This window comes from Pseudomonas sp. AM8 (assembly GCF_036346475.1).
Classification (GTDB): Bacteria; Pseudomonadota; Gammaproteobacteria; order Pseudomonadales; family Pseudomonadaceae; genus Aquipseudomonas; species Aquipseudomonas marginalis.
Window position 1 is genome coordinate 267,933 of the sequence record NZ_JAOTNX010000013.1, and the last position, 18,603, is coordinate 286,535.

Consider the following 18,603-nt stretch of genomic DNA (forward strand, 5'->3'; position numbering starts at 1 on the left):
CCGGAGGCCTTATGCTCGCCGCGAACTCCAGGGAGCACGTCGACTGCGTCAGTCGCGTGGTCCGCAATGCCGATCGCCTGCCCCAGGCGCCGGTGCCGTCGCTGATTTTCGATTCATGGCGGCGTTCCATGGAACAACACCACCTCGACCCCGGCTCGCTGCAGGGGCCCCGTATCCTCACCGAACCCTTGCTCAAGGAATGCCGCGAGCGCGCCGAACTGTTCATGCGCATCGCCAGCGAAGAAGTCGGGCAACTGCACCACCGGGTGCGCCACGCCGACTACTGCGTGATGCTCACCGACGCCCAGGGCCAGACCATCGACCACCGCGTCGACACCGCCATTCGCAGCGACTGCCGCAAAGCCGGCCTGTACCTCGGCACCTGCTGGTCGGAAGCCGAGGAAGGCACCTGCGGCGTGGCCACGGTGCTGACCAACAAGGCCGCAGTGACGGTGCACAAGCGCGACCACTTCCGTGCCGCCTTTATCAGCCTGACCTGCTCCGCCGCGCCGATCTTCGACCCCCAGGGCAACCTGCTGGGGGTGATGGATGCCTCGGCGCTCAAATCCCCGGATGACCGGCGCAGCCAGCACCTGGTGCGGCAGATGGTGGCGCAGAGTGCGCAAGCCATCGAAAACGCCTTCTTCATGCACAGCGCCCGCGAGCATTGGGTACTCCAGGCCCACAGCACACCGGGCTATGTGGACAGCCAGCCCGACCTGCTGCTGGCCTGGGACCAGGATGGGCGCCTGCACGCGCTGAACAGCAAGGCGCGCCAGGCACTGCGCCGGCGTTTCGGCCAGGTGCCGGAGCATATCGGCGAAGTGTTCGACCTGGATGCGTTGCGCTCGGCCACCGATCAATCAACCCAACACCTGCAATGGCTGGGCGAACCTGGCATGCTGCACGTGCGGGTCAACGCGCCGCGCCGCAAACCGTCACGGCCCGTTGCGCACACCCAGGTCGACCCACGGGTGGAAGAACACCTGCGCCTGGCCGTGCGCGTCAAGGACCGCAACCTGCCGGTGCTGGTGCAGGGGGAAACCGGCGCCGGCAAGGAAGTTTTCGCCCGCCAGCTGCACGAACGCAGCGCCCGGCGAACAGGGCCCTTTGTGGCGGTGAACTGCGCGGCGATCCCCGAGAACCTGATTGAAAGCGAGCTGTTCGGCTACGTGGCCGGGGCCTTTACCGGTGCGTCCAGCAAAGGCATGCCGGGGCTGTTGGTGCAGGCCGATGGCGGCACCCTGTTCCTCGATGAAATCGGCGATATGCCGCTGGCGTTGCAGACGCGCCTGCTGCGGGTGATGGCCGAGGGTGAAGTCGCGCCCCTGGGCGGGGCCAAGACCCGCACGGTAGACATTCAGGTGATCTGCGCCAGCCACCGCGACCTGGCCGTGCTGGTCGGCGACGGGCGCTTTCGCGAAGACCTGTACTTCCGCCTCGGCTGCGCACGCTTCTACCTGCCGCCGCTGCGCGAGCGCAGTGACAAACTGGCATTGATCAACCGGCTGGTGAAGCAGCAAGCACGCGGCAGCGGCGTCTCGGTCGGCATCGGCCAAGCCGCGCTGGAACGCCTGCTGGGCTATGCCTGGCCGGGCAATGTGCGCCAGCTGCACCACGCGCTGGCGTATGCCTGTGCGGTATGTGAAGGCGGCACCATCCAGTTGGCGGACTTGCCGGTGGAAGTGCGTGGGGAGCAGGTTTCGCCAGCCGCGGAACCTAGCGTGAGCCCGGAACGCCAGGTGGTACTGGACGCGTTGATCCGGCATCGCTGGAAGCCGTTGCCGACGGCGCAGGCGTTGGGCATTTCCCGAGCCACCCTCTACCGCCGAGTCAACCAACTGGGCATCGACATGCCCGGCAAGCACTGACACAACGGGGGTCAACAATGTGGGAGGGGCGGTGCGACGATTCGACTTGCCCCCGATCAGCATGGGTATCTACACAACTTCAATAGAAATAGTGCGTAGCAGCTGTCGAGCCTTGGCGAGGCTGCGTCAGGCGCGCGGCCGATTCAGGCTCGAGGCGCGGCCGACGCAGCCTCGCTTGCGCTCGGCAGCTGCTACGGATTTGCGTGGTGTTGGATAAGGCGGTATCTACGCAGAAGGCTCGCTCAAGTTGTGTAGATACCCATGCTGATCGGGTGCAGTCGAATCGTCGCCCCCCCCCTCCCACATTTAATACCGTCGGCCTTGGGAGATCAGCGGTAAACCAGCCCGCCATCGATCAACGGCGCCTGCCCGGTCATGTAATCCGCGTCCGGTCCCGCCAGGTAGGCCACCAACCCCGCCACATCCTCCGGCGTTTGCGCACGGCCCAAGGCAATCCCATCCACGTACTTCTTATACGTCGCACCCACTTCAGCCCCGGTAATCTTGGCCATGCGCTTGTCGATCTCCACCCACATATCGGTGCCCACTACGCCCGGGCAATAGGCGTTGACCGTGATCCCGGCACTCGCCAGTTCCTTGGCCGCCGCCTGGGTCAAGGCGCGCACGGCGAACTTGGTGGCCGAGTACACGCCCAGCAGCGCAAAGCCTTCATGGCCGGCGATGGAGCAGGCATTGATGATCTTGCCCTTTTGCTTGAGCGCCTTGAATTTCCTGCCGGCAGCCTGGATGCCCCACAACACGCCCTGCACGTTGATGCCCAGGGTGCGCTCGACCTGTTCCGGGCTGACGTCCAGCAGCGCGTCGATCTGCGCAACCCCGGCGTTGTTGACGATAATGTCGAAGCCGCCGAGGGCCTGGTGTGCGTGTTCAACCGCCGCCACCACCTGGTCGCGCTTGGACACGTCGGCGATAAACACCGAGGCCTTGCGCCCCAGGGCCACGACTTCGGCAGCCACGGCTTCGAGCTTGGCGCCATTGATGTCGACCAGGGCGATGTCGGCACCGTCCTGTGCCAGGCGCAGGGCAATGGCCCGACCAATGCCCTGCCCGGCGCCGGTCACCAGCGCAACTTTTCCAGCGATACTCATGACAATCTCCTGCAACGATGAGAGAACGTTGTCTATCGCAGGTACGCGCACGGGCTGTCGAGGCGCAACGGGTTTGGCATAGGCGTTGAGACGCCCTGTCTCAGCGCACGCCCGTGTACCGAACGCTTGTAAAACCTGGCCGTTATGCCTAGCTTATGCGCCCCCCGCCCTGCGCTTTAAGGCCCTCCCCCATGGTTTTGCGTTTTCGTCCTGTCGTCAGTACACGTTTCGCCCTCGGCCTGCTGCTCAGCGGCGGGATCGGCAACAGTTGGGCGGCACAACTCGAGCTGCCGGCGGTGCAGGTCCAGGGCGAGGACGCGTCAGGCTATCGCGCAGACACCGCTTCGGTCGGTGGCTTCAATGAGGCGCCGCTGCTGGACACCCCGGCCTCGATCACGGTGATCAATGCCGCGCTGATCAAGGACCAGCAAGCGCGCCTGCTCAGTGAAGTGCTGCGCAACGACGCCTCGGTGGGCGACAGCTACGCCCCCATCGGCTACTACGAAAATTTCGTGGTGCGCGGTTTCTCGCTGAATGCGGCGAGCAGCTACAAGATCAACGGGCGCACCATCACCGGCGAGCAGAATGTCGCCCTGGAAAACAAGCAGCAGGTGGAAGTGCTCAAGGGCCTGGCCGGTTTGCAGAGCGGGATTTCCGAACCCAGCGGCGTGATCAACTACGTGACCAAGCGCCCGGAAGATGTGCGCTCGGTGACGGTGTCCACCGATGACCGCGGCAGTGGCTATATCGCCACCGATGTGGGTGGCTGGTTTGGCAGCGAGCAGCAATTCGGCCTGCGCGCCAACGTCGCCCATGAAGACCTTAATTCCTATGTGGAGCACGCCAACGGCCAGCGCGACTTCGTGTCCCTGGCCTTCGACTGGAACATCAGCCCCGACGCGGTGCTGCAACTGGACGCGGAATACCAGAACAAGCAACAGCGCTCGGTACCGGGCTACCAGTTGCTGGGCGGCATCGAGGTGCCCCACGACGCCTCGCCGAAAAAACTGCTGGGCCACCAGAGCGGCTCCAGGCAGGTCGGCATCGATTCGCTGAACCTCAACGGCACCTTCGAATACCGCTTCAGCGACCAGTGGAAAGGCAGCGTCAGCGCCGCGCGCAGCAAGGTGGTGATCGATGACTACAGTTCGTTTGCCTGGGGCGGCGACACCAACGGTGTCGGCAACCACTTTACGCCCGCAGGCAACTACGACGTCTACGACTACCGCAGCCCCGACGATACCCGCCGTGACGATGAAGTCCAGGCGGCGATGACCGGCCTGTTCGACACCGCCGGCATCGGCCATGAACTGACCTTCGGCACCAGCGCGTTTCGCCGGGTGATCGACAAGCGCAAGTCCGTCAACGAGTACATCGGCACGGCCAATATCGACGCTGACGCGCCGACGTTCACGCCCACCGACAAGCCGTTGAACGACAGCCATCGCACCCTCGACAGCCGCCAGTACGGCCTGTTCGTCACCGACCGCATCCGCTTCAACGAGCAATGGCAAACCATCCTCGGTGGCCGCGAAGTGCGCCTGGATGAAAAAGCCTTCGACGGTGTCACTGGCAACCAGGCCCGCCATACCCAGCAATACGTGTTTCTGCCCCAGGCGGCATTGATCTACAAACCCGTAGAAAATATCTCGCTGTACACCAGTTACAGCAAAGGCCTGTCCCTGGGCGGCACTGCGCCGTGGTTTGCCAGCAACGCCGATGAAACCCTGGCCCCTACCACCTCGCGGCAAATCGAGGCCGGGGTGAAATACGACTGGCGCCGCATCAGCTTCGCCGCCGCTGTGTTCCAGACACGCCAGGCCTACCAGTACGCCAGGCCGGATGGCGCCGCTACCTTTACCTATGTGCAACAGGGCGAGCAGAAGAACACCGGCGTGGAGTTGTCGGCCAACGGCTGGGCCACCGACCGCCTGCAGATTTCCACCAGCGTGGCGGCGATTCGTGCACGGGTAAGCGGCAGCGGCACACCGGAATACGAAGACCACCAGGCGATCAACGTGCCGAAGCTGCGCGCCAGTGTGTACGCCGATTATGCGTTGCCGTGGGTCAATGGCCTGGCGGTGCTCGGCGGCGTGCAATACAGCGCCAAGAAGTACGCCAACCGCAGCGGCAATGTGGAGGTGGGGGATTATGCGGTGGTCAACATCGGCAGCCGCTACACCACCAAGGTCGACGGCTACGAGACGGTGTTGCGCCTGAGCGTCGACAACCTGTTCGACAAGCGCTACTGGCGCGACGCGGGCGAGTACATGGGCGATGACTATCTGTTCCAGGGCGCGCCGCTGACGGCGCGCCTGAGTGCTTCGGTGAACTTCTGACACTTACTGCTGTGGCGAGCGGGCTTGCGAATCGTCGCACCGCCCGCGCTGGGGTGCGAAGCGCCCCTGATGAAGACGAATGGGGTATATCAGGCACTCCTCTGCGCCTGGTTTTGGGGCTGCTGCGCAGCCCAGCGCGGGACAAGCCCGCTCACCACAAAAGAGCCGTCTTCAACCGCCTTATTCAGGCATCTTGCGGAAACCTACCGCGAGGCGATTCCAGCTGTTGATCGTGGCGATGGCCACGCTCAGGTCGACTTGCTCCCGGGCGCTGAACTCGGCGGCGAGCGCGGTGAAGTCTGCGTCCGGGGCATGGGTCTGGCTCAGCAGCGTCAGGCTCTCGGCCCAGGCCAATGCCGCGCGCTCACGCGGAGCGAAGAACGGCGTTTCGCGCCAGGCCGACAAGGTGTACAGGCGACGTTCGGTCTCGCCACCCTTGCGGGCATCGGCGGTGTGCATGTCCAGGCAAAAGGCACAGCCGTTGATCTGTGAGACCCGCAGGCGGATCAGCTCCAGCAATGGCAGTTCGATGGACAGTTTGCCGACGGCGGCTTCCAGGGCGAGCATGGCTTTCATGGCGTCTGGGGAAGCAGTGTAGAAATCGGTACGGGCTTGCATGCGGAACTCCGGAACGGTGGGAAGTGGTGGCTAGGTTAGCCACCGGGCCGTAGGGGAGAAATAGCCAATTGCGGGGAAGAACAGGTGACCAATGGAGCGGTGTGCGATCAACCCGGCAATGGAATCACCCGCAACGGTCGCACCGACTTATAGGAAAAACTCGAATAAATCTCCTTGACGCACGGCAGCGTCTGCAACACCTCCCGCGCAAACTCGCCGAACGACTCCAGATCCCTGGCCACCACTTCGAGCAAAAAGTCATAGCGTCCCGACACGTTATGACAGGCCACGATTTCCGGAATATCCAACAGGCGTTGCTCGAACGCCCGGGCGATTTCCTGGGTGTGGCTCTCCATCATGATGCTGACAAACGCCGTCACCCCGTACCCCAGCGCCTTGGGCGAGAGGATCGCCTGGTAGCCGCTGATCACCCCGCTTTCCTCCAGGTTCCTGACCCGTCGCCAGCACGGTGAAGTGGTCAGGGACACGCGCTCGGCCAGCTCGGCCACGGTTAAACGGGCATTGCCTTGCAGGGCGTTTAATAACGCCTTGTCGGTGCGATCCAGCGTGATGGGCATGACGTGCCTCTGTTTATTGTTTTTAGCGAGTTTTCATCCCAGGACAAGGGATTTCTCGGCAAAGTTTGGAAAATCCAGCCGTGGTTATAAGCATAGCATTGTAGGAAATAAGGAGTGCCCGACATGAACACTAAACACAATGCATTCGGCTTTTCCACCCGTGCCATCCACCACGGCTACGACCCCAAGGACCACCACGGCGCACTCGTGCCGCCGATCTACCTGTCGGCCACGTTTGCCTTTCCCACTGCCGAATACGGCGCCGCCTGTTTTGCCGGTGAGGCCGGCGGCCATTTCTATACGCGCATTTCCAACCCGACCCTGGCGCTGCTGGAGTCCCGCATGGCCAGCCTGGAAAACGGCGAAGCGGCGGTGGCGTTCAGTTCGGGCATGGGCGCGATTGCCGCGACGTTCTGGACCCTGCTGCGCCCAGGCGATGAGGTGATCGTCAGCCAGACGCTCTACGGCTGCACCTTCGCCCTGCTGCATCACGGTATCGGCGAATTCGGCATCAAGGTGCGTCACGTGGACCTCACCGACCTGGCGGCCCTGCAAGCGGCACTCAGCCCCGCCACCCGCATGGTCTACTGCGAAACCCCGGCCAACCCCACCCTGCAACTGGTGGACATCGCCGCCGTGGCCGCCCTCGCCCATCAACAGCCGAACGTCACCGTGGTGGTGGATAACACCTACTGCACGCCGTACCTGCAACGGCCCCTGGAACTGGGCGCCGATGTGGTGGTGCACTCGGCCACCAAGTACCTCAGCGGCCATGGCGACATCACCGCCGGCATTGCCGTGAGCAACCAGGCCCTGGCCCAGCGCATTCGCCTGCAAGGCCTCAAGGACTTGACCGGCGCGGTGATGTCGCCCCAGGACGCCTCTCTGTTGATGCGCGGCCTCAAGACGTTGGCCCTGCGCATGGACCGCCATTGCAGCAACGCCCAGGCCGTGGCCGAAGCCTTGCAGGCGCATCCCGCCGTGGAGTGGGTGACGTATCCGGGGCTGCGCAGCTTCGCGCAATACGCATTGGCGGCGCGGCAGATGAGCCAGGCCGGCGGCATGATCGCCTTCGAACTCAAGGGCGGGATCGACAGCGGACGACGCTTCATGAACGCCCTCACATTGTTCACCCGCGCGGTGAGCCTGGGCGACGCCGAGTCACTGGCCCAGCACCCGGCGAGCATGACCCATAGCACCTACACCCCTGAAGAACGCGCGCATCACGGTATCAGCGAAGGCCTGGTGCGTTTATCGGTGGGGCTTGAGGACGTCGCCGACCTGTTGGCGGACGTGCAGCAGGCGCTGGCCAAGTGCACCCGCGCCGTGTCACGCCAAACGCTCAAGCCTCTCGCGCCTTCACCTTCAGATGCCGCGCATACCAGGGCCGCTTCGGCACGCGCTTGAACAGGCCCTGCAACAAGTTCTCGTCCTCGCCAAAGGTAATGCGCAAGGCGAGCTTCATGGTCTCCGGGTCCATCTCCATCGACTTGCCCATCTGCAACCCCGGGGTGGTACTGCAGCCATGGGTGTCCGGGCCCAGCCACGGGTCGCCGACTTCGACCCAACGTCCCGGGGCGAACCAGGCCACGCCGTTGACGTCCAGGCGCCTGACTTCGCCGGGGTTGAAGCGTTCGTGGGCGCGGTACCAGTCCTCGATACGGTCGTCGATCCAACCGTGGAAGTGCCAGAACACCGGGTTTACATGGGATGAAAACGGGTCGCCGAGGAAGTCGTTTTCCGCCGCGTACCAGCGCGGGGCAAAGTCTGCCGGGTCGCGGGCCAGGGGTACCGGCGCGCCGTTGGACGGGTCGCGGGGCACCGAGGCCCAGCGCATGTGCAGCCAGTCGTGCAGGCCCAGTTCCATCTCGGAGCCGAGTTGGCCCAAGGTCAGTCTGGCCAGGTAGCGCGGGTCGCGGTACTGCGATTCCCAGACCTGGAAGTTGCTGTGGTAGGTCTCGGCGGCCTTGATGTCGCTGACCCACTGGGTGTATTCGCTGTCGTCCGGGGCTGACCAGGTGGGCGGCAGCGCGAAGCCGTCGTGGTTGTCGAAGTAACGCAGGAAGCCTAGGCGATCGCGCTCCAGCGCCGGTTGCGGTTCGGGGAATGCGGGCCACGAGGGCAGATCCTGCATGGAACGCGCGGTGCCGAGCATATGCCGGTGCATGAAGAAGAAATCGATGCCCGAGCCGTTGCGGTCTTTGTGTTTGCCACGGGCGTCACGCTCCTTGCCGCGCGGGCCGGGTTGCCAGCCGATGCCGCGCAGGGCGTTGCGTTTTTCTTCGGAGAGTTTGTGCCACTGGTCACGGGTGGCGTGCCACAGCTGGTGAAACAGGCGGTGCTTCGGGGCAATCAGCCAGGCCAGCAGGTTCGGGTTGAGGCCGATGCGTTGGCGGGCTTCGGGAAACAGCTGTTTGTGGGCGATAAAGCGGTTGTCACGTTCGGTCAAGGCCAGGGGCCGATCCAGGTCGAGGATGTGCCCGCTGAGGGTGCTGCTGCCGGCGTTGGCGAAGTCGGCCCAGACTTCATCGAGGGTCATCTTGAACTCATAGGCGGGCCGGCCGTCGAGGGCATCGCGGTCGATCAGACGCCAGTAGAGCAAGGCGCCCTCGCCCGTCAGCAGGTCACCGAGCACGCGGTAGCGCGGTTCGCCGTCGGCGCGCAGGTTGGCGGCGGTGTCCAGGTAGCCGCGCAGGCCACGGCCACGGGGGGCGATGTCGAGCAGCAGTTCCAGGCCGTGCAGCGGCAGGCCCTTGAGGCCGGCGTCGCGGCCTTCCAGGCGCAGGCTCCACACCCCGCGCAAGGTGTTGGCCAGGTGCTGCCCGGCGGTGTCGGCCAGGTCCACGGTGGCTTCGCCGGGAGTGATGGGGAATTCTTCTTCGCGCGTCAACTCGCGATGGGCATAGAAGGCGGCAGGCACAGCCGCGCCGGTCAGCGCCAGGCCTGCGATGAACCCACGTCGAGAGATGGTCATTGTCTACCTTAGGAAACGGCTTTATCAGAGCTAGAACGTTTGCAGGCCGGGGAAATTTACCGCCCTGCCCGTGCCGCCTAAATTTCCCCGCGCACCACTCGTTCTTCCCTGATAGCGAAGGCCTCAACTGACTGAGATGGCAATGACAAAACCACGTTCGAAAAAGGCGCTGTACATCGGCTTGCCGCTGGCACTGGCCATCGGTGCCGGCGCAGGCTTCCTGGCCTGGGATCATTGGTTCAAGGGCAATGCCGGCTACCCATTGGCCGTGATCAAGCAGGCCAATGAACTGCAGGACCGCTTGCTGTCGTTCGACAGCCATATCACCGTTCCCATGGATTTTGGCACCGCCGGCAACGAGGCGGACAAGGACGGCAGCGGCCAGTTCGACCTGGCCAAGGCGGCACGCGGTCGCTTGTCCGGCGCAGCCCTGACGATCTTCGGCTGGCCGGAAATCTGGAATGGCCCCAACGCCCCGCACAAGCCTACTGACGGCTTTGTCGAGGAAGCCCGCCACGAGCAGGAGGTGCGCTACAAGATCATCTCCGGCATGGTGCGTGACTTTCCCAATCAAGTCGGCATTGCCTATACCCCGGATGACTTTCGACGCCTGCATGGCGAAGGCAAGTTCGCGATCTTTATCAGCATGCTCAACGCCTACCCGCTGGGCAATGACCTGAATCAGCTGGACCTGTGGGCCGCCCGGGGCATGCGCATGTTCGGTTTCAGTTATATCGGCAATAACGCCTGGTCCGACTCATCGCGCCCACTGCCGTTTTTCAATGATTCCGTCGATGCGCTCGAAGGCCTGTCGGACATCGGCAAGCAAGCGGTGCAGCGCCTCAATGACCTGGGGGTGATCATTGACGTGTCGCAGATGTCGACCAAGGCCCTGGAGCAAGTCGCGCAGCTGAGTCGCACGCCGATGGTGGCGTCCCACTCGGCACCGCGCGCGTCGGTGGACATCCCGCGCAACCTCAGCGACAAGGAACTGCAACTGATCAAGAACAGTGGCGGCGTGGTGCAGGTGGTGGGCTTCCCGGCCTACATACGCCCCCTGAGCCAGCCGACCCAGGACAAACTCAACACCCTGCGCGCGCGTTTCGACCTGCCGCCGCTGCCCAACCTGGCCATGGCCCTGATGCCGGGGGACGCGATCATCGCGGCATGGCCGGAGCAGAAGTTCGGCCAGTACGCCCAAGGGCTGTACGGGATTCTTGAGGAGGAACCCAAGGCCACGCTCAAGGACTGGGGCGACGCCGTCGACTACACCGTGCGCAAGATCGGGATCGATCACGTCGGCATCGCTTCGGACTTCAACGACGGCGGCGGCATCGACGGCTGGAACAACGTCGGCGAAATCCGCAACGTCACCGCCGAACTGATCCAGCGCGGCTACTCCGAAGCCGACATCGCCAAGCTGTGGGGAGGTAACTTCCTGCGGGTCTGGGACCAGGTACAAAAAGCCGCCAAACCCTTGGCCAACCGCTAATCACCTAGAAGCAAGTCCATGACTGACCGCCGTACGTTTCTCAAGCAGGCCGGGATATTCGCCGCCAGCCTGCCATTGGGCGCTGCACTCATCCCGCAGGCACTGGCTGCCACCACCACGGATGCCCCATGGACGGTGTTCAAGCAGCTGTTCAACCAGGACCCGGATTACCTGCACTTCTCCAACTTCCTGGTGGCCTCGCACCCCAGGCCGGTACGCGAGGCCATCGAGCGTTACCGCGCCCAGATCGACCGCAACCCAGGGCTCGCCATGGACTGGGACCTGGAGGAAACCTGGAAGCGCGAAGGCCAGGTACGCGAATGGGCCGGCCGCTACCTCAAGGCCACCCCGGCGCAGATCGCCCTGACCGGCAGCACCTCCGAAGGCCTGGCGATGATCTATGGCGGCATCAAGGTGCGCCCGGACCAGGAAATCCTCACCACCGTGCATGAGCATTACGCGACCCAGAACGTGCTGGATTTTCGCGTGCTCAAGGAAGGCACCCAGGTTCGCCGGATCAAGCTGTTCGAGCGGGCCAGCCAGGTTTCTGCCGACGAGGTGCTGGCCAATATCCAGCGTAATATCCGCCCCAACACCCGCGTGCTGGGCATGACCTGGGTACAGTCCGGCAGCGGCGTAAAACTGCCCATCGGCGAGATCGGCAAGCTGGTGGCGGCGCACAACCGCAACCGCGATGACAAGGACCGCCTCCTCTATGTGGTGGATGGCGTGCATGGTTTCGGCGTGGAAAACCTCGACTTCCCAGACATGCATTGCGACTTCTTTATCGCAGGCACCCATAAATGGATGTTCGGTCCGCGCGGTACCGGGCTGGTGTGTGCGCGCAACCCTGAAAACACCTACGTCACGCCCATGGTGCCGACCTTCTCCGAAGACAAGGACTTCGCCACCATCATGACCCCCGGCGGCTATCACGCTTTCGAGCATCGCTGGGCGGCGGATGAGGCCTTCAAGCTGCACCTGCAACTGGGCAAGGCGCCGGTCCAGGCGCGCATCCATGGACTGAACGCCGAACTCAAGGAGCAATTGCTGGCGCACCCGCAGATCGAACTGGTCACGCCGCGCAGCCCAGAACTGTCTGCCGGCTTTACCTTCTTCCGGGTCAAGGGCCAGGACAGTGATCGGGTGGCAGCCTACATGCAGAAGAACCGCGTGGTGATCGACGCGGTGGACCGCGACGTCGGCCCGGTGATCCGCACGGCGCCCGGCCTGCTCAACAACTCCGACGAAATCCAGCGTTTCATGACCCTGCTCAGCCAGCGGTTGTGACGCGCCTTTTTCCCTTTGCACGAGAGGCCCCTATGACGCCACTGCGACTCAACCCCCTGACGACCCTGGCACTGACCGCCCTGTGCGGCGCGCTGCTGCCGGGCCTGGCCCAGGCCGCCACGCCGCAACCGGGCAAAGTGTTCAAGGACTGCAAGGACTGTCCGGAAATGGTGGTACTGCCCGCCGGCACCTTCACCATGGGGACGCCGGAAGACGAAGTCGGCCGTGAGCCGGACGAAGGCCCGATGCATGACGTGACCTTCGCCAAGCCGTTCGCCATGAGCCGCTTCCACATCACCGCCGGCGAATGGGACAGCTATATCCGCCAGACCGGAGTGAAGATCGCCGACGGCGACACCCGCCCCGGCCGCGAATGCATCGCCAGCAAGCCACGCTATCCCCAGGGCCCGCGCCAGCCGGCGGTGTGCATGGACATGGACGACATCAAGCACTATGTGGCCTGGCTGTCGAAAAAAACCGGCCAGCAGTACCACATGGTCAGCGAGGCCCAGCGCGAATACGCCGCGCGCGCCGGCTCCGCCGGACCATTCCCATTCCCGTTCGACGAGGGCAAGGGCTACAGCATCGCCAAGCATGCCAACACCTACGGGCCGGCGGACGGGTACAGCTATTCTTCGCCGGTAGGCAGCTACCCGCCGAATGCGTTTGGCATGTACGACATGCATGGCAATGTCTATGAGCGGGTGGCCGACTGCGAGCACCCCAACTATGTCGGCGCACCGACGGATGGCAGCGCGTGGATGGAGCCGAACTGCGAGGGCTACCAGATTCGTGGCAATGACTGGGGCGAAGCGCCGGTGTTTTCACGCTCGGGCAACCGCAACAACATCTACCCGCAAACGCGGGGGGATTGGATTGGCTTCAGGGTAGTGCGCGATCTCTAAAGCTGACGGGATTTAATGTGGGAGGGGGCTTGCTCCCGATGGGGTGCGGCAGTCGACATCGCCATTGACTGATACTCCGTCATCGGGAGCAAGCCCCCTCCCACAGTCAAATCGTGCGCGGCTTAGCCCCCCTTCTGCGCCAACAACTCCAAACCTTCATGCAGCGCCGGGAACAGGCTGTTGTTGAAGTTGTTCCAGCGCAATTCGAGGATGGTGTCGTCCGGCGAGATCTCGGTCTTGAGTACGTCGTGGAACACCTCGCCGGAGTCGATGCCGTTGTCCACGTAGTGGAACGAGGCGCCGGTGAGGTACAGCGGTTCACACGGCTGCGCCTGCTTGGTCGCCCAATCCACCACGGCTTGTCCGCGGGCACCGTACAAGGCATTCCAGGTGGCGTAGGCACCCCGGCGTTCATAGGGCGATTCGATACGGGTAATACCGGGGTGAATGTTCATGATCCGACGCGCAAACGGTGCGCCCGGACGCACCAGTTCATCGAGGATCACCAGCAGGCCGTCCAGCACCACGATATCGGCCTTCAACTCCACCAGGGTGTCGTGCAGGCGCCGTTCGAAATCCTGCTTGCCAGCGACGTGTTCCGCGCTGCCCCGAGGCAGGCGCCGATAGGTGGACGGCACGCTCAGCAGCAGATCGTTGACCAGGCGCCCCTGCACCCGCAGGTCGGCCGGGTACAGCCACTGGCGGCCGGGCTTATAGGCAAAGCCGTAGTCGGCCACCAACTGCTGGTCCCGCGGGTTCTGCTCATCGTCGTCATATACCACGCCCACCAGGTTGTAGGCCTCGCCCAGTGACGTGTCGTTGAGCGACCCCACCAGAAACTCCAGCACCGACTTCATGTAGCGCTCGTGGTCCTTGTAGGCCACCGGCTGGCCGGCCTTGTCGGCAGCGGCATTGCGCAGGGACCACACGTACACCAGGTTCTTTTTCGTCATTGTTTCGCTCTCGCTGGATAGATCAGGCACGCGCCAATACGCGTGCGCCTACACCACAAGAACGAACCAGATGCCGGTCAATTTATCCACCAACCGCACCGCCGGGCACACCGAGCTAAATCGTCGCGCCAACACTTCGTTTGTCATGGGTAAGGGTCTGTGTGCCCAGCCCCCTCTTTTTCACTTTCCGGGAAGTACTTATGACCGACCCCAAGCGCGGCGCCTTCAAAGGTTTGCTTGCATTGCTCAGGCCGTTTCGCACCATCGTGACGGTCTCCATCGCCCTGGGCATGGCCGGCGGCCTGGCCATCACGCTGTTGCTGGCGACCATCAACAACGCGCTGCACTCTTCCACCGGTATGACCCAGGGCGTGATCCTGAGCTTTGCGGCGCTGTGTGTGCTGGCGCTGACCAGTTCGATCGTCTCCGATATCGGCACCAACTACGTGGGCCAGCGGATCATCGCCGCCCTGCGCAAGGATCTCGGCGAAAAGGTGCTGTCGGCGCCCATCGAGCAGATCGAACAGTATCGCTCCCACCGCCTGATCCCGGTGCTGACCCATGACGTCGACACCATCAGCGACTTCTCCTTTGCCTTCACCCCGCTGGCCATCGCCACCACCGTGACCCTGGGCTGCCTGGGGTACCTGGCGTACCTCTCGGTGCCGATGTTCCTGATGATGGTAGTGGCGATCATCATCGGCAGCAGCGTGCAGTTCATCGCCGGCGCCAAGGGCATTCGTGGCTTCGACGAAGCCCGCGACCAGGAAGACGAGTTGCAACGCTACTACTCGGCAATCGCTTCCGGCGCCAAGGAGTTGCGCATCCACCGGCCCCGCCGCTACCGCATGAACACCCACCGCATCCAGGAAACCGCCGACCGTATCAGCGATATCCAGGTGCGTTCGGTGAACATCTATATCGTCGCCAAGACCTTCGGCTCGATGCTGTTCTTTGTGGTCATCGGCCTGGCGCTGGCGATGCAGGCCTACAACCCGAACCCGGACCCGGCGGTGATCACCGGTTTTGTGCTGGTGCTGCTGTACATGAAGGGCCCGCTGGAACACGTGGTGGGCTACCTGCCGATCATCGGCAAGGCGCGCATTGCGTTTGCGCGCATCACCGAACTGTCCGAACGCTTCTCTTCCCCCGAACCGCACCTGCTGATGGACGGCAGCGAAGCGCCGACACCGGTGGTGCACAGCCTGGAGCTGCGCGGCGTGAGCTACAGCCCGCCGCCGGTGGAAGGCAGCCAGCCGTTCCACCTGGGGCCGATCAACCTGAGCATCAAGCAGGGTGATATCGTGTTTATCGTCGGCGAGAACGGCTGCGGCAAGACCACCCTGATCAAGCTGCTGCTGGGCCTGTATCAACCCGAGGCCGGGGAAATCCGCCTCAATGGCGAAACGGTGACCGACCCGGCGCGCGATGACTATCGCCAGCTGTTCACCACAGTGTTCGCCGACTACTACCTGTTCGACGACCTGGTCCAGGGCAGCGCCACCCAGTCCCTGGACAGCGCCGCCAAGTACCTGGAGCGCCTGGAAATCGCGCACAAGGTCAGCGTCAAGGACGGCGTATTCAGCACCACCGACCTGTCCACCGGCCAGCGCAAGCGCCTGGCACTGGTCAACGCCTGGCTGGAAGAGCGCCCGGTGCTGGTGTTCGACGAATGGGCCGCCGACCAGGACCCGGCCTTCCGCCGCGTGTTCTATACCGAACTGCTGCCGGACCTCAAGCGCCTGGGCAAGACCATCATTGTGATCAGCCATGACGACCGCTATTTCGATATTGCCGACCAGTTGGTGCGCTTGAGTGCAGGGAAAGTCGTTGCGGAGTTGGAGCCCGCATAATTTTTTCCGGTTTATGCGAGTGCGAACGTCTCATATGCAGCAATGAGAATTAACCGCATTAAGTACCCATCTGCCAACACTTAAAAAAGAGAAACAACACCATGCCAGTACGGCTTGCCCTCAGCCCATTGAGCACCGCACTTTCCATGCGGCGGGCCCTGAAATTCAACGCTCTGCCCAATAGCCTGGCCCTGGCGGCCAGCCTGTCGATGGCGGGTTATGTGCAGGCGCAAGAGTTCGAATTGAACATCCCCGCGCAGCCGTTGAGTACTGCGCTGCAGGTATTTGGCCAACAGACCAACCTGCAAATCCTGTACAGCCCGGAAACCGTGCAAAACAAGCACAGCGTGGCGGTCAGCGGCAAGATGGACCCGGTACGGGCGATCGAGCAAATGCTGGGAGGGACCGGCGTCAGCTACAGCCTGCAAGGCAGCTCGATGATCATCAACGCGCCCGGCTCCGGTAGCGGCGCCCTCGAGCTTGGCGCCACCCAGATCAACGCCAACCAACTGGGTACCATCACCGAAGGTTCCGGTTCCTACACGCCAGGCACCATCGCCACCGCCACCAAGATGGTGCTGACACCGCGCGAGACGCCCCAGTCGATTTCCGTGGTCACCCGCCAGACCATGGATGACTTCGGCCTGAACGGCATCGACGACGTGATGCGCCACACACCGGGCATCACCGTCTCGACCTTCGACAGCGAGCGCACCAACTATTATTCCCGGGGCTTCCCGATCCAGAATTTCCAGTACGACGGCGTGCCGACCACCCGCAACGAAGGTTACTCGGCCGGCCAGACCCTGAGCGACATGGCGATCTACGACCGCGTCGAAATCCTCAAGGGCACCACCGGCCTGATGACCGGCGCCGGCGGCCCGGGCGGCACCATCAACCTGGTGCGCAAGAAGCCGACCGCCGAGTTCCAGGGGCATGTGGGCCTGGGCGCCGGCTCGTGGGACAACTACCGCTCGGAGCTGGACGTGAGCGGCCCGCTGACCGAAAGCGGCAACGTGCGCGGGCGTGCCGTGGCGGTGTACCAGGACAAGCATTCGTTCATCGACCACTATGAACGCAAGACCAATGTCTACTACGGCATCCTCGAATTCGACCTGTCACCGGACACCCTGCTGACCGTCGGTGCCGACTATCAGGACACCGATCCCAAGGGGTCGAGCTGGTCCGGCAGCCGCTCGTTGTTCGATGGTGCAGGTAACGAGATCAGCTTTGACCGTGGCTACAACAATGGCCCGAAGTGGAGCAGCTGGGGGCAATACAGCCGCAGCGTTTTCGCCACCCTGGAACACGCGCTGGATAACGGCTGGATCGCCAAGGCCAACTACAGCAACCAGCTCAATGGCTACAACGCGCCACTGGGTTACGCTTCTCCAATAGATAAATCCACCGACAGAGCCTCGGTCTATGGCTCCAAGTTCACCGGCAAGACCATCAGCAACAACGGTGACTTCTACCTCTCCGGGCCATTCAGCCTGGGCGGTCGCGAGCATCAACTGGTCGTCGGTTCTTCGGTTTCGCGCTCGCACTGGGAAGGCAACGACTATTACGGTTACGAAGCGACCTACAGGGACAGCAATAACTTCCCGCTCTATGAGTGGAACGGCGACAGCCTCGAACCGCAATGGGGCCCGGCCCACGAGAAAGACGACATCACCCGCCAGGCAGCGGTCTACTTCTCGACACGCCTGAGCCTCACTGACGACCTGTCCCTGTTGCTTGGTTCGCGCCTGACCGACTACCGGCTGACCGGCACCAACGACTCGCGCGAGACCGGCAAACTCATCCCGTATGCGGGCGTGGTGTACGACCTTAATAAAAACTTCTCGGTGTACGGCAGCTATACCTCGATCTTCATGCCGCAGCAGCTGCGGCCCGACCGCAACAACAAGATGGTCGAGCCTGACGAAGGCGAAAACTATGAACTGGGTGTGAAGGGTGAGTTCTATGACGGCCGCCTGAATGCCAGCCTTGCCTACTTCGAGATTCATGAGTCCAATCGCGCCGAGGAAGACACCGAGTACAACAACAATATGCCGGCCAACTCGCCTGTCGAGTGGGCCTACATGGGCGTCCAGGCCAAGACCAAGGGCTATGAAGCCGAGATTTCCGGTGAGCTGCTGCCAGGCTGGCAGGTGCAGGCGGGCTACACCCACAAGGTGATCCGCGATGACGATGGCAAGAAGTTCTCCACCTGGGAACCTCAGGACCAGCTCAATTTCTACACCAGCTACAAGCTGACCGGCGCCCTCGACAAGCTCACCCTCGGCGGCGGTGCGCGCTGGCAAGGTGAGGCGTGGCAGGATGTCTACAACCGCGGCAAGAGTGTCACCCAGCGGTTCTCCCAAGACCCGTACTGGCTGGTCGACGCCATGGCGCGCTACCAGATCAGCAAGAACCTCTCCGCCTCGATCAACGTCAACAACGTGTTCGACAAGCGCTACTACACCAACATCGGCTTCTACACGTCGTCCTACTCGGGCGACCCGCGCAACGTGATGCTGTCGACCCGCTGGGACTTCTGATCTAACCCCGGCAACCTCCAGACACCCTGCGCAGCCCGCCTGCCCAGGGTGTTTTTTATGGGCGATGCTTCACCGCCC

13 protein-coding genes are annotated in these 18,603 nt (G+C 63.2%); 8 read left to right on the forward strand and 5 right to left on the reverse strand.

Annotated elements, in window-relative coordinates; all coding sequences use genetic code 11:
* Positions 1-11: 11 nt before the first annotated feature.
* Positions 12-1,871: a sigma-54-dependent Fis family transcriptional regulator gene (locus V3W40_RS27760; RefSeq protein WP_330216059.1), complete on the forward strand. Its 1,860-nt coding sequence runs from the start codon at positions 12-14 to the stop codon at positions 1,869-1,871.
* Between the two features lie 329 nt (positions 1,872-2,200).
* Here V3W40_RS27760 and V3W40_RS27765 read toward each other — a convergent pair whose 3' ends face one another.
* The gene (locus tag V3W40_RS27765; RefSeq protein ID WP_330216060.1) at positions 2,201-2,980 is read right to left on the reverse strand and encodes an acetoin reductase; all 780 of its coding nucleotides are present in this window, start codon (positions 2,978-2,980) and stop codon (positions 2,201-2,203) included.
* Between the two features lie 191 nt (positions 2,981-3,171).
* On the opposite strand from V3W40_RS27765, the gene V3W40_RS27770 reads away from it, so the two are divergent.
* Positions 3,172-5,319: a TonB-dependent siderophore receptor gene (locus V3W40_RS27770; RefSeq protein ID WP_330216061.1), complete on the forward strand. Its 2,148-nt coding sequence runs from the start codon at positions 3,172-3,174 to the stop codon at positions 5,317-5,319.
* Between the two features lie 180 nt (positions 5,320-5,499).
* Here the strand turns inward: V3W40_RS27770 and V3W40_RS27775 are convergent, their stop codons facing one another.
* Positions 5,500-5,937 (reverse strand): carboxymuconolactone decarboxylase family protein, encoded by a 438-nt coding sequence (locus V3W40_RS27775; RefSeq protein WP_330216062.1) that lies wholly within the window; start codon positions 5,935-5,937, stop codon positions 5,500-5,502.
* 107 nt (positions 5,938-6,044) lie between these two features.
* Positions 6,045-6,515, reverse strand: coding sequence for an Lrp/AsnC family transcriptional regulator (locus V3W40_RS27780; RefSeq protein ID WP_065947715.1), 471 nt, complete (start codon positions 6,513-6,515; stop codon positions 6,045-6,047).
* A gap of 123 nt (positions 6,516-6,638) precedes the next feature.
* Between V3W40_RS27780 and V3W40_RS27785 the strand changes: the two genes are divergently transcribed.
* Entirely contained in the window at positions 6,639-7,922 is a 1,284-nt protein-coding gene (locus V3W40_RS27785; protein WP_330216063.1) for a methionine gamma-lyase, read from the forward strand.
* Here V3W40_RS27785 and pvdP read toward each other — a convergent pair.
* Positions 7,858-9,489: a pyoverdine maturation tyrosinase PvdP gene (pvdP, locus tag V3W40_RS27790; protein WP_330216064.1), complete on the reverse strand. Its 1,632-nt coding sequence runs from the start codon at positions 9,487-9,489 to the stop codon at positions 7,858-7,860. The two genes, V3W40_RS27785 and pvdP, sit on opposite strands and share 65 nt — an antisense overlap.
* A gap of 142 nt (positions 9,490-9,631) precedes the next feature.
* Here pvdP and pvdM point away from each other — a divergent pair, with 142 nt between their 5' ends.
* Genes pvdM through pvdO form a run of 3 tightly spaced genes read left to right on the forward strand, consistent with a single transcriptional unit; the run spans position 9,632 to position 13,176 of the window.
* Positions 9,632-10,981 carry a pyoverdine-tailoring dipeptidase-like protein PvdM gene (gene pvdM / locus V3W40_RS27795; protein WP_065927966.1) on the forward strand — a complete coding sequence of 450 codons (1,350 nt, stop codon included), beginning with the start codon at positions 9,632-9,634 and terminating at the stop codon, positions 10,979-10,981.
* A gap of 18 nt (positions 10,982-10,999) precedes the next feature.
* Positions 11,000-12,271 carry a pyoverdine-tailoring periplasmic protein PvdN gene (gene pvdN, locus V3W40_RS27800; protein ID WP_065947712.1) on the forward strand — a complete coding sequence of 424 codons (1,272 nt, stop codon included), beginning with the start codon at positions 11,000-11,002 and terminating at the stop codon, positions 12,269-12,271.
* A gap of 32 nt (positions 12,272-12,303) precedes the next feature.
* The gene (pvdO, locus tag V3W40_RS27805; protein ID WP_074846332.1) at positions 12,304-13,176 is read left to right on the forward strand and encodes a dihydropyoverdine dehydrogenase; all 873 of its coding nucleotides are present in this window, start codon (positions 12,304-12,306) and stop codon (positions 13,174-13,176) included.
* Positions 13,177-13,298: 122 nt separating this feature from the next.
* Here the strand turns inward: pvdO and V3W40_RS27810 are convergent, their stop codons facing one another.
* Positions 13,299-14,129 (reverse strand): N(5)-hydroxyornithine transformylase PvdF, encoded by an 831-nt coding sequence (locus V3W40_RS27810; RefSeq protein WP_330216065.1) that lies wholly within the window; start codon positions 14,127-14,129, stop codon positions 13,299-13,301.
* 200 nt (positions 14,130-14,329) lie between these two features.
* Here V3W40_RS27810 and V3W40_RS27815 point away from each other — a divergent pair, with 200 nt between their 5' ends.
* Together V3W40_RS27815 and V3W40_RS27820 are read left to right on the forward strand one after the other, a co-directional pair.
* Positions 14,330-15,982, forward strand: coding sequence for a cyclic peptide export ABC transporter (locus V3W40_RS27815; RefSeq protein WP_065927970.1), 1,653 nt, complete (start codon positions 14,330-14,332; stop codon positions 15,980-15,982).
* A 101-nt stretch (positions 15,983-16,083) separates the two neighbouring features.
* Positions 16,084-18,525, forward strand: coding sequence for a TonB-dependent siderophore receptor (locus V3W40_RS27820; protein ID WP_141606147.1), 2,442 nt, complete (start codon positions 16,084-16,086; stop codon positions 18,523-18,525).
* The last annotated feature ends 78 nt before the right edge of the window (positions 18,526-18,603 follow it).

Bases quoted from the DNA above. Each gene is read 5' to 3' on its own strand.
- V3W40_RS27770 (WP_330216061.1), top strand. From the start codon at position 3,172: ATGGTTTTGCGTTTTCGTCCTGTCGTCAGTACACGTTTCGCCCTCGGC.
- V3W40_RS27815 (WP_065927970.1), top strand. From the start codon at position 14,330: ATGACCGACCCCAAGCGCGGCGCCTTCAAAGGTTTGCTTGCATTGCTC.
- V3W40_RS27765 (WP_330216060.1), bottom strand. From the start codon at position 2,980: ATGAGTATCGCTGGAAAAGTTGCGCTGGTGACCGGCGCCGGGCAGGGC.
- V3W40_RS27775 (WP_330216062.1), bottom strand. From the start codon at position 5,937: ATGCAAGCCCGTACCGATTTCTACACTGCTTCCCCAGACGCCATGAAA.
- pvdP (WP_330216064.1), bottom strand. From the start codon at position 9,489: ATGACCATCTCTCGACGTGGGTTCATCGCAGGCCTGGCGCTGACCGGC.
- pvdN (WP_065947712.1), top strand. From the start codon at position 11,000: ATGACTGACCGCCGTACGTTTCTCAAGCAGGCCGGGATATTCGCCGCC.
- V3W40_RS27810 (WP_330216065.1), bottom strand. From the start codon at position 14,129: ATGACGAAAAAGAACCTGGTGTACGTGTGGTCCCTGCGCAATGCCGCT.
- V3W40_RS27760 (WP_330216059.1), top strand. From the start codon at position 12: ATGCTCGCCGCGAACTCCAGGGAGCACGTCGACTGCGTCAGTCGCGTG.
- V3W40_RS27820 (WP_141606147.1), top strand. From the start codon at position 16,084: ATGCCAGTACGGCTTGCCCTCAGCCCATTGAGCACCGCACTTTCCATG.
- V3W40_RS27780 (WP_065947715.1), bottom strand. From the start codon at position 6,515: ATGCCCATCACGCTGGATCGCACCGACAAGGCGTTATTAAACGCCCTG.
- V3W40_RS27785 (WP_330216063.1), top strand. From the start codon at position 6,639: ATGAACACTAAACACAATGCATTCGGCTTTTCCACCCGTGCCATCCAC.
- pvdM (WP_065927966.1), top strand. From the start codon at position 9,632: ATGACAAAACCACGTTCGAAAAAGGCGCTGTACATCGGCTTGCCGCTG.
- pvdO (WP_074846332.1), top strand. From the start codon at position 12,304: ATGACGCCACTGCGACTCAACCCCCTGACGACCCTGGCACTGACCGCC.